Below are 12,477 nucleotides of genomic sequence, written 5' to 3'. Positions count from 1 at the left end.
GACGGGCAGGTGCTCCAGTTCCTCCGGTGCGAAGCGCGTGATGGACTCCACGCCTCCGCGCAGGTTGCGCCAGAACTCCGCCACCGTCATCGCGCCGGGGAAGCGGCCCGCCATGCCGATGATGGCGATGGAACCGGACGCGCCCGGCTTCGACGCCTCGCGCGGACGGTGACCGGGGGCCGGGGCCACGGACGGTGCGGTGTTCGAGCCCTGGGACTCGCGCTCCAGCCGCTGGACGAGCCCTTCGAGCGTGGGGTGCTCGAACAGCCACACCACGGGCACCTCGCGCTGGAGCTCTTCGCGCAGGCGCGCGGCCAGGCGCACCACCGTCAGCGACGTGGCTCCCAGCTCCTCGAAGAGGTGGTCCTGCGCGCCCACGCGGTCCGTGCCCAGCTCGCGAGCGAAGAGGGGCGCCAGCCGCTGCTCCAGCGGGTGCGACGGCTCCACGAAGCGGACCTGCCGTCCCGTGGACGCGGCATCCGGCGCGGGCAGCGCCTTGCGGTCCACCTTGCCGCTGGGGTTGAGGGGCAGGGTGGCCAGCGTCACGAACACCGACGGGACCATGTACTCCGGCAGCCGCTGCCGCAGCGCCGCGCGCAGCGCCGAGGCTTCCAGCACCTGCCCCCCGCGGGGCATCGCGTAGGCGACGAGCCGCTTGTCTCCGGGTACATCCTCGCGCACCACCACCGCGGCCTCCTGCACCGCGGACAGATCGCGCAGGGCGGCCTCCACCTCCGCCAGCTCGATGCGGAAGCCGCGCACCTTCACCTGCTGGTCCGCGCGGCCCAGGAACTCCAGGGTCCCGTCCGGACGCCAGCGCACCAGGTCCCCCGTGCGGTACAGCCGGGCGCCGGGTGTCGCGCCGTGCGCATCCGGGACGAAGCGCTCCGCCGTGAGGTCCGGCCGGGACACGTAGCCCCGGGCCACGCCGTCGCCCCCGAGGAACAGCTCGCCCGGCACGCCCACCGGCACCGGATGCAGCCGCGCGTCCAGCACGTACACCGACGTGTTGGAGAGCGGCGCACCGATGGGCACGGACAGGGCCACCTGCTCCGGCCGCTCCACCGTGAAGGTGGTGGCGACCACGGAGCACTCGGTCGGTCCGTACGCGTTGGTGAAGGGGATGCCCAGCGACTCCACGGCCCGGCGCACATGCGGCGCGGACACGATGTCGCCTCCCGCGTGCAGTTCCCGCAGCCGCCCGAGGATGTCCGGCCGGTGCTCCATCAACTGCGAGAAGAGGCCCGAGGGCAGGTGCACGAAGGTGACGCCGTGGCGCTCCACGACGTTCGCCAGTGCGTCCATGTCACCCGCGGGGACGTGGCCCGGGAAGACGACGAGCCGGCCGCCGTGCAGGAGCGGCGTCCACAGCTCCAGCACGGAGCCGTCGAAGGACACCGGCGCGAAGAGCAGCCCCGTGTCGCGCGCCCCGTAGCGCGTGTACGGCGCCGAGTGCATCAGGCGCAGCAGCCCGCGCTGCTCGATGCCCACGCCCTTGGGCCGTCCGCCGCTGCCGGACGTGAAGATGACGTAGGCCAGGTTGCGCGGCCCCACGCCGGTCTCCGGCGCGGTAACGGGCTGGTCCTCCAGCGCCAGTTCCTCCAGGAACAGGCACGGCAGGGACGCGTCGGGGAGGTGCAGCCGCCCGTGCAGCTCGCGAGTGGTGACGAGCAGGTGCGGCCGTGCGTCCTCCAGCATGAAGCGCAGCCGCTGCGCGGGATACGACGCGTCCATCGGCACGTACGCACCGCCCGCCTTGAGGATGCCGAGCACCGTGACCACGAAGCCCACGGTTCGCTCCAGGCACAGCGCCACCGGCACGTCCGGTCCCACGCCCCGCGAGCGCAGGACGTGAGCGAGCTGGTTCGCCCGGGCATCCAGCTGCGCGTACGTCAGCCGGGCTTCGCCGTCTTCCACCGCGATGGCGTCCGGCTGCCGCGCGGCGTGCAGCTCGAAGCGCGCCGCGACGGTGCTGTCCGAGGGATAGGGCAGGGCGGTGTCGTTCCACGCGACGAGCACCTGCTGGCGCTCCTCCGGCGTGAGCCAGGGCAGCCGGGAGACCGGCACGTCCGGCACGGCGACGGCGGCCTCCAGCAGCACGCGCAGGTGGCCCGCGAGCCGGGCCACGGTGTCGTGCTCGAAGAGGTCGGTGCTGTATTCGATGGAGCCGCGCAGCCCGTCCTGCGTCTCCGTGAGCAGCAGGCCCAGGTCGAAGTGCGCCGTGCCCGCGTCCACCTCCAGCAGCTCCATCTTCAGTCCAGGCGCTTCGAGCACCCCGGCCGGAGCGTTCTGGAGCGCGACCACGGCCTGCACCAGCGGCGTGCGCCCCAGGTCGCGAGGCACATGGAGCTCCTCCACCAGCTTCTCGAACGGCAGGTCCTGGTGCTCATAGGCCGCGAGCGTCGTGTCCCGCGCCTGTCCCAGCAGCGCGCGGAAGGAATCGTCCGGACGGATCCGCGCACGCAGGACCAGTGTGTTCACGAAGAAGCCGACCAGCCCCTCCACGTCGCCGTGGGTGCGGCCCGCGATGGGGGCGCCGACGAGCAGGTCCTCCTGCCGGCTGTAGCGCGACAGCAACATCTGCCACACGGTCAGCAGCGCCATGAAGGGCGTGGCGCCCTCCCGCCGCGCGAGCTCCGACAGGCGGTCCGTCAGCTCACGAGGCACGTGCACGGGCAGGAGCGCGCCGCGCGGACTTCGCGTCGTGGGGCGCGGCTTGTCCGTGGGCAGCTCCAGCACCCGGGGCGCACCGGCCAGTTGCTCCTTCCACCATGCGACCTCGTCCGCGAGCACGTCGCCCTGGAGCCAGCCGCGCTGCCACGCCGCGAAGTCCGCGTACTGCACGGGCAGGGCCGGCAGCTCGGGTGCCGCGCCGGAGGCGAAGGCCGCGTAGGCCGTGGCCACCTCGCGCACCATCACCTCCAGTGACCAGCCGTCGGAGACGACGTGGTGCATGCCCAGCAGCAGCACGTGATGGGACGGGGTCAGCCGTAGGAGCCGGGTGCGCAGCAGCGGTCCCGTGCCGAGGTCGAACGGCCGTGCTGCTTCTTCCCTCGCGAGCCGCCGCACCTCCGCCTCGCGCTCCTCCGCCGGTACACCGGTCAGGTCCGTCAGGGGCAGGGCCCACGGGGGCGTGGCCTGGATGACCTGGACGGGCTCTCGGCCCTTCAACGTGAACGTGGTGCGGAGCGCTTCATGACGATCGACGAGCAGCTCCAGCGCGCGGCGCAGGGCCTCCGCGTCCAGGGCGCCTTCCATCCGCACCGCGCCCAGCAGGAGGTAGGGCGTGGCGCCGGGTTGCAGCTGCTCCATCACCCAGAGCCGCTGCTGCGCGAAGGACAGGGGCAGCTCGCCGTCTCGGGACACCTTGCGGATCGCGGGCACGCGCGGAAGGCCGGTGCGCGCGAGGAGTCGCGCCTCGACCTGGTCGGTGACGTCCGCGACGGTGGCGCCTTCGAAGAGGCCGCGCAGGGGCAACTCCACCTGGAACGTGGAGCGCAAGCGGGACACGAGCCGCGTGGCCAGCAGCGAGTGGCCACCCAGCGCGAAGAAGTCATCGTGCACACCCACGTCCGGCACGCGCAGGACGTCGCGGAACAGGTCCGCGACCCGCTGCTGGAAGGGCGACATCCGCTGAGGCTTCGAAGGCGCCACGGCGACCGAGCGCGCATCCGGAGCGGGCAGGGCCTTGCGGTCCACCTTGCCCACGGGCGTGAGGGGAAGGGCCTGAAGCGCCACGAACGCGGAGGGCACCAGCGGCGCGGGCAGCCGTTCGGCGACGAAGGCGCGCAGCTCCGCCGCCTCCATCGGCGAGCGGGGCACGTACCACGCCACGAGGCGCGGATCGCCCTCGCCGTCGTCGAGCACCGAGGCCACCGCGGCCTTCACCGCCGGGTGCTGGCGGACGATGGACTCCACCTCTCCCAGCTCGATGCGGAAGCCGCGCAGCTTCACCTGGTGATCCAGGCGGCCCAGGAAGTCCAGCGTCCCGTCCGCCATCCAGCGCACCCGGTCGCCCGTGCGGTAGAGCCGTGCGCCGGGCACGTCACCGAAGGGCGAGGGCAGGAAGCGCTCCGCCGTCAGCGCGGGGCGGCCCACATAGCCCCGGCCGACCCCGGCCCCTCCGATGTACAGCTCCCCCGGGACGCCCACGGGCACGGGCTGGCCGTGCGCATCCAGCACGTACGCCTGGACCCGCGTCATCGGCCGGCCGATGGGCACCGACGTCACATGCTCCGGCAGGCCGTGCATGTCATGCGTGGTGGCGCCCACGGTGGTCTCCGTGGGGCCATAGAAGTTCACCAGCCGGCCCGGCGGCCCCGCGCGCAGCACGGCGCGGATCGCCTCCGGGTTCGCGGCTTCGCCCGCGCAGAAGACCACGCGCATCGTGGCGAACGCGTCCGGGACCTCTCGCGCCACGGCGTGGACCAGCGCCGTGGGGAACATGGCCGTGGTGGCGCCCGTCTCCCGCAGCGTGCGAGCCAGCCGCGCCGGATCCAGCGTCACCTCGCGCGGCAGGATGACGAGCCGGGCGCCGTTGAGCAGCGCGCCCCAGACCTCGAAGGTCGCGATGTCGAACGACGGCGTCCCGCCCTGCACCATGCGGTCGTCGGGCCCGAGCTGGATGTAGCCCGTGTCCCGCACCACGTGAACGATGGAGGCGGCCGTGACGCCGACGCCCTTGGGCGTGCCCGTGGAGCCCGACGTGAAGAGCACGTAGACCCACGCGTCGGGCAGCAGCCGCACGCCCGGAGCGGACGCGTCATGGCTCGCGATCGTGTCCCGGTCCGCCTCCAGGCTCACCGTGGGCCACGAGCGGTCCTGGACGACAGGAGGCAGCGCGCGCTCCGTCACCACCAGCGACAGCCCGGCGTCCTGGAACATGAATGTCAGCCGCGAGGCCGGGTACGCCGGATCCAGCGGCACGTAGCAGCCGCCCGCCTTGACGACGCCGAGCATGCCCACGACGAGGTCCAGGCCGCGCTCCAGGCACAGGCCCACGCGGCCCTCGGGCGGAAGGCCCTGGACCAGCAGGTGTCGCGCCAGTTGGTTCGCCCGTGCATCCAACTGCGCGTACGTCAGCGTGTGGCCTTCGTGCTCCACGGCCACGGCCTCCGGAGCCTGCTGGACCTGCGCGTCGAAGCACTCCAGGAGGGACGGCGTGCTCAGCGGCCGGAGGTCCGGTGCGCTGAAGGCTTCGAGCACCCGCGCACGCTCCGCCGCGTCCATCAGGGGCAGCCGCCACACGGGCGTCGCCGCGTCGTGGGCCACGGCCTCCAGCAGGACCCGGAAGTGGGTCGCGAAGCGCGCGGCCGCATCCTCGGAGAAGAGGTCGCGGCTGTACTCAAGCGTGCCCTCCAGCCCGCCGTCCCGCGCGGTGAGCGACAGGATGAGGTCGAAGCGCGCGGTCTCCGTCGAGGTGTGCAGCCGCTCCACGTGGACGCCGGGCAGGGACGGCGTGGACAGCGGCGCGTTCTGCAGCACGAACATCACCTGGAACAGCGGGGTGCGGTCTCCACCGCGTGCGTGCACCACCGCCTCCACCAGCTTCTCGAACGGCACGTCCTGGTGCGCGTACGCGGCCAGGGAGGACTCGCGCACACGGTCCAGGAGCTCGGAGAAGCGAGGCGCTCCGTCCAGGCGGGCGCGCAGCACCAGCGTGTTGAGGAACACGCCGATGAGGGGCTCCAGCTCCGGCCGGGTGCGGTGGGCCACCGGCATGCCCACGGCGAAGTCGTCCTGCCCGGAGTAGCGCGACAACACGGCCTGGTATCCGGCCATCAGCACCATGAACAACGTGGCGTCCCGGTCGCGGCCCACCTGTTCCAGCGAACGCACCAGGGACTCAGGCAGCGTGAAGACATGGCTGCCTCCACGTGTCGACCGGGTCCCGGGCTGTCCCTGCTCGGCGGGCAGGCTGAGCACGGGCACGTCCTTCAGGGACTCCTTGAGGGTGTCCAGCCGGGCCCGGGCCGTCTCGGAGTCCTCCTGCTGGCGCTGCCATGCGGCGAAGTCCGCGGCCTGCACCTCCAGCGCCGGAAGCGGCGACGGACGTCCCGCCGCGAGCGCGGGGTAGAGGCTGCCCACCTCGTGCACGAGCACGCCCATGGACCAGCCGTCCGTGACGATGTGGTGCATGCACAGCAGCAGCACGTGTTCGTCCGGGGACAGCCGGAGCAGCCGCGTGCGCAGCAACGGACCGGTGCCCAGATCGAACGGCCGGGTCGCGTCCTCCCGCATGCGCTGCCGCAGGATGGCGTCGCGATCGGCGCCTTCGGGAAGAGACTCCACCGGCAGCGGCCAGTCCGAGGGCGGCGCGTGGATGCGCTGGAGCGGTTGGCCCTCGTGATCCTCGAAGGTGGTCCGCAGCGGTTCGTGCCGGCGGACGATCTCCGCGAACGTGCGGCGCAGCACGTCCACGTCCAGGGGACCGGAGAGCCGCAGGGCCAGGGGGATGTTGTAGAGGGCCTGACCGGGCTCCAGTTGGTCCAGGAACCACATGCGCTGCTGCGCGAACGACAGCGGCAGCGCCCCGTCCCGGGACACGGTGGGGATGGGCTCGGCGGGGTATCGGGAGGGGAGCGCCTCGATGCGCTCCGCGAGCCTTGCCACGGTGGGTGCGTCGAACAGAGCGCGCACGGGCAGGTCCACGCCGAACCGGGCGCTCACCCGGGTGACGAGCTGGGTGGCCAGCAGTGAATGCCCACCGAGCGCGAAGAAGTCGTCGTGCGCGCCCACGCGCTCCACGCGAAGCACGTCCTGGAACAACGCGGCCAGCTTCTGCTGGAGCGGCGTCAGCGGGCCGGTGTCCTCGGTGACGGCAGGCGCCGCGGGGGCGGGCAGGGCACCTCGGTCCACCTTGCCGTTGGGCGTGAGGGGCAGTGCGTCCAGGCCAACGAAGGCCGAGGGCACCATGTACTCCGGGAGGCGGGAGCGCAGGTGTTCACTCAGGACGCCGGCCTCCGCGGATGCCGGGACGACGTAGGCCACGAGCCGCTGTTCGCGCACGTCGACCACGGCCTCTCGGACCTCGGGGTGCATGCGGAGCGCGGCTTCGATTTCGCCCGGCTCGATGCGGAAGCCACGCAGCTTCACCTGGTGGTCGATGCGGCCCAGGAACTCCAACGTCCCGTCCGCGCTCCAGCGCACCCGGTCGCCCGTGCGGTACATCCGCGTGCCCGGCGCGTCGCGGAACGTGTCCGGCACGAAGCGCTCGGCCGTCAGGTCTGGCCGGCCCAGGTAGCCGCGCACCACGCCTTCACCGCCGATGAACAGCTCACCGGGGACACCCACCGGCACCGGCCTCAGCCGGTCATCCAGGACGTGCAGCCCCGTGTTCGCCAGCGGCCGGCCCAGCGACACCGTGCCGGCCGTGGCCGTCTCCACGCGATGCATGGACGACCACACCGTCGTCTCGGTGGGGCCGTACATGTTGAGCAGGGCGGGGACGTGCGACCGCAGCTTCGAGGCGAGGCTCCCTGGAAGCGCTTCGCCGCCCACGAGCATCTGGCGCAGCCCGCCCAGCGCATGCAGCGCCCGGGGCTCTTCCACGAGGACGCTCGCGTACGACGGCGTGCACTGGAAGTGGGTGACGGCGTGGCGCTCCAGCAGGTCCGCGAACGCGGCGGGCTCCAGGCCCGTGGGCGCGAGCACCACCTGGAAGCCGCGCGTCCAGGCCCAGAGCAGCTCCAGCACGGAGATGTCGAACGAGATGCTCGTCATCGCCAGCCACGTGCCCGGGCACGGCGAGACGTGCGCATCCATCGCGCGGAAGAAGTTCATCACCGTCCGGTGCGGCACGCCCACGCCCTTGGGCCGCCCCGTCGAACCCGACGTGTAGAGCACGTAGGCGAGCGTCCGCGCGTCGCTCGCGGAGCGCACGAAGTCCGCGCCCACCGAAGGGTTCACGTCATCGAGGAAGAACCGGCGCTCGGCCGGCACCGCGATCACGTCCTCCAGGCGCCGGGGCCCCACGAGGACCTTCGCTCCCGAGTCCTCCCACATCGCCGCGAGCCGCTGCGCCGGGTACGCCGGATCCAACGGCAGGTACGCCGCACCCGCTTCGAGGATGCCAAGCATCCCCACGGCCAGATCCACCGAGCGGTCCACGCACAGGCCCACCACTGACTCCGGCCCCACACCCCGCTGCCTCAGCGTGTGCGCCACGGCCCGGGCCCGAGCGCGCAGCTCCCGGTACGTCAGGCGGTGCTCCCCAGCGACGAGCGCCACGGCATCCGGCGTGCGGGCGACCTGCGCCGCGAAGCGTGAGGAGAGGGTGGCGTCCGACGGGAACTCGATATCGGGACCCCGCGACAGCGCGAGCAGGTGCTCCGACTCGTCGGCATCCAGCCACGGCAGTACATCCACGTGGCGCGAAGGATCCGCGACGGCGGCCTCCAGCAGCACTCGCAGGTGGCCAGCGATGCGGGCCACGGTGTCCGCGTCGAAGAGGTCGGTGGCGTACTCCAGCCAGCCCTCGAAGCCCCGCGCGGACTCGGAGAGCGAGAGCGTCAGGTCGAACATCGCCGTGCCCGAATGCACGTCCATCAAGCGTGACTGGAGGCCCGGCAGCGCGGGGGCGCCCACCTGCGCGCCCTGGAGGATGAACATCACCTGGAAGAGGGGCGTGTGTCCGCGCTCGCGCGTGGGCTGGAGCGCTTCCACCAGCTTCTCGAAGGGCACGTCCTGGTGCGCGTACGCACCCATCGCCGTCGCGCGCACCCGGCCCAGCAGCTCACGGAAGGTGGACGCGCCGGACAGCCGCGTGCGCATCACCAGCGTGTTGACGAAGAAGCCCACCAGGCCCTTCAACTCCGCGCGGTCGCGGCCCGCGATGGCCGTGCCCACGCTGACGTCGTCCTGTCCGGAGCGACGCGCGAGCACCGCCTGGAAGGCCGCGAGCAGGACCATGAAGGGGGTGGCGCCCTCTTGAACCGCCAGCGCGCGCACCGCCTCAGCGAGCCGCGAGTCGAACACCACCGGCACGCGGGCGCCCTGCGTCCCACGCTCGGCGGGACGCGGCCGGTCCGTGGCCAGATCCAGCAAGCGGGGTGCGCCCGAGAGCTGCTGGCGCCAGTAGTCCAGGTGCGAAGCCAGCGCGGCGCCGCCCAGCCATTCGCGCTGCCACTCGGCGTAGTCCGCGTAGGTCACCGGCAGCGCGCGCAGCGGCGACGGGCCATGTTCGCGCAGCGCCGCGTAGAGGGCGGACATCTCGCGCACCAGCACGGCCATGGACGTGCCGTCGGACACGGCGTGGTGCATGACGAGCACCAGCACATGCGTGCGCTCGTCCAGCGTCAGCAGCGTGGCGCGCACGAGCGGCCCTTGAGTCAGGACGAACGGGCGGCGGGCCTCCTCATGGGCCCACCGGGAGGCTTCAGCCTCACGGGTGTCGGCGGGCAGGGACTCCAGTGACACGCGCGCCAGCGGCAGGGATGCGAACTTCGAGATGACCTGAAGCGGCCGTCCGTCCTGTTCCCGGAAGGAAGTCCGCAGCGCGTCATGGCGCGCGGCGAGCACCAGGAGGCTGTCCTGCAACACGGCGACGTCCAGTTCGCCTTCCAGCCACACGGCGGCGGGGAGGTTGTAGGTCACGTCGCCCGGTGCGTACCGGTCCAGGAACCACAGCCGCGCCTGCGCGAAGGACGCCGCCCGGTCACCCTGCACATCCCGGCGAAGCAGCGTGCTCGATGCAGGGACGGACACTGGCGTCCGGGCCGAGATCAACTGTCGCGCGAGGGACGTGATGCTCGGTCCCTGGAGCAACCATTCCATGGGCACCGCCAGGCGCGTCGCGCCGATTCCCATTTCGTGCGCCAGTTCCACCGCGCCCAGCGAGTCCAGTCCGTAGCGCGTCACCGGAGCATCGACATCGATGTCCTCACGGCGCATGCGCATGTGACGGGCCACGACATCGCGCAGCCACGCGACCAGCGCCGCCTCGTCCAGATTTTCAGGCAGGCCCACGGAGACGGGCGCTGCTTCGTGTGCTCTCGAACCCGCGTCAGGAGCGGACGGACTCAGCGCTCCGCCTTCCTGACTCGATGACTCGGCTGCTCTCGATTCCGGCGCCATGTCGGACCCGAGACTGCCGGAGCCCTGGACGGCTGAAGCAGAGGGGCCGACCCCGACGGCCCCAGTCGAAGCGACCGGCTCGGACGAGCCGAAGTCCGGCGAGGGAGGCATGCCGGCCATGACGGAGCCGGATGCGGATGAAACGGCGGCTCCGGAACTGGAGGCTTCAGACGAAACCATCAGCCCGGATACGCCGATGCCCGGCGCTGGGCTGGGCCCGGCCCCACCAGAGCTGGATGCGGATGGATCGGAGGCTCCGGCACCGAAGGCCTCAGTGGAAGCCACCCGCCCGGATTCATCGATCTCCGGCGCGGGGTTCATGCCGGTCATGACAGAGCCGGATGCGGGGGAGACAGCGGCTCCCGAATCAGAGGCCTCAGTCGAAGTCACCCGCCCGGATGCGCCGGTGTCCTGCATGGGGCTCATGTTGGCCAGGACGGAGCCAAATGCAGGGGAGACGGCGGCTCCCGAATCAGAGGCCTCAGTCGAAGCCACCAGTCCGAATGCGCCGATGCTCGGCGCCGTGTTGGACCCGGGCCTGCCGTCGCTCGGAACGCCGGAGGCTTCAGCCAACGGCCCGGATGCGCCGAAACCTGGCGCTGCGGATGAAGCGGGGAGGGGAGCCTGAGCCGTGCCACCCGGCGGCACCGCCCGCCACGCCGTCACTTCCTGCAACGTTCCCGCGAGGAAGGCCGCACGGCACGCATGCCGCTGCACCTTGCCGCTGGACGTCTTCGGCAGACTGCCCGGCTCAATCAGCACCACCGCGTGCGCCTGCACCTCGTGCGACTCCGCCAGCTTCTGACGGATGGTGCCCACCGCCGCGTCCGCCGCAGCCAACTGCTCCCGCAGTCCTCCCAGCCGCCGCACGTCGATTTCCTGCACGACGACGGCGCGCTCCTCGCCCCCCACCTCCACGGAGAACACCGCGCCGCCCCCGGGCCTCAGCGCCGGGTGCGCCCCCTCCACCGTCGCCTCCAGGTCCTGCGGGTAGTGGTTTCTCCCTCGCAGGATGATGAGGTCCTTGCGCCGTCCCGTGACGTACAGCTCGCCCTCCGGCCTCAGGAAGCCCAAGTCACCTGTGCGCAGGTACGGCCCGCCGTCCTCCCTCGCGATGCGCGCATGGAACGTCTCGCGCGTCGCGTCCTCCCGGCCCCAGTACCCCTGGGCCACGCTCGGCCCTGACACCCAGATTTCGCCCACCTCCCCAGGCCCACGCCGCTCCAGCGTCTCCGGGTCCACGATGGCGATTCGCTGCTCCGCCAGTGTCCGGCCGCAGCCCACCAGCGTCCTCGCCCCAGGCTCCTCCGCGCCCGCTTCCTCCGCGCGGTGCCGCTCCAGCGCCTCACCTGAAATCGTCACCGACACCGGCGGCGCTGACTTCTCTCCACCAGAGACGATGAGCGTGCCTTCCGCCAGGCCGTAGCAGGGGTAGAAGGCCTCACGCCGGAAGCCACTCGGGCCGAACGCCTCCACGAAGCGCTCCAGCGTCTCCGGGCGAATCGGCTCCGCGCCGCAGAAGGCCACCTCCCACCGGCTCAGGTCCAACGCCCGCCGCTGCTCCGGCGTGCTCTTTCGCACGCACAAGTCGAACGCGAAGTTGGGCCCACCGCTGATGGTGCCCCCGAAGCGCGACACCGCCTCCAGCCACGCCAGGGGCCTCCTGAGGAAGGACATCGGCGACATCAGCGTCACCGGGAAGCCCCCGTACAGCGGCTCCAGGATGCCGCCGATGAGTCCCATGTCGTGGTACGGCGGCAGCCAGATGACGCCCACGCTGTCCGCACGCGCTCCAAACGCACCGTGGATGAGCGACAGGTTGTGCAGCAGATTGCCGTGCGTGAGCATCACGCCCTTCGGCGTGCCCGTGCTCCCGGATGTGTACTGAAGGAACGCGAGCGACTCCGCCCCCAAGCCCTCCGGCGCCACCCAGTCCCGCTCGCTGCCCTCCGGCAACGCGTCCGTCGCCATCCAGTGCAGCGCGCGGAAGTCCGGCGCCTGCTCGAAGACGAAGTCCGACAGCCCGAGGATGCCCGACGTGGTGAGCACCACCGACGCGCGCGCGTCCTGGATGATGGCGCGCAGGCGGGGCAGGGTGCGCTCCAGCCGCATCGGGTCCGGCGGATACGCGGGCACCGCCACCGCTCCCGCGTACAGACAGCCGAAGAAGCCCGCGATGTAGTCCAGCCCCGGCGGGTACAGCAGCAGCACGCGCTCGCCTTGCGCGCCCCGCTCACGCAGCGCCGCCGCGATTCGCCGCGCCCGCACGTCCAGATCGGCCGCGCTCCACACGGTCTCTTCACCGTCGGACTCATCCAGGAACGTGTAGAGCGGCGCGTGGGCGGACGGCCCTTGGGCAAGCTTCAGCAGGACGCCAGGAAGGGTTCGCGAGAAGTCGTGCAC

General features: G+C 72.0%; 1 protein-coding gene (only partly in view). It reads right to left on the bottom strand.

Features of this window, described 5'->3' with window-relative positions; genetic code table 11:
- A protein-coding gene (locus tag ACX114_RS19915) for a non-ribosomal peptide synthase/polyketide synthase (protein ID WP_459300018.1) crosses the window boundary here: on the bottom strand, window positions 1–12,477 show its 5' portion. 25,296 nt of this gene lie to the left of the window's left edge; the window shows 12,477 of its 37,773 coding nt (coding positions 1–12,477); it begins with the start codon at window positions 12,475–12,477; its stop codon lies off the left edge, out of view.

It is taken from the genome of Corallococcus sp. M7 (assembly GCF_054512695.1).
Note: the sequence above shows the minus strand (reverse complement) of the source record. Positions and strands in the feature narration are given on the sequence as shown.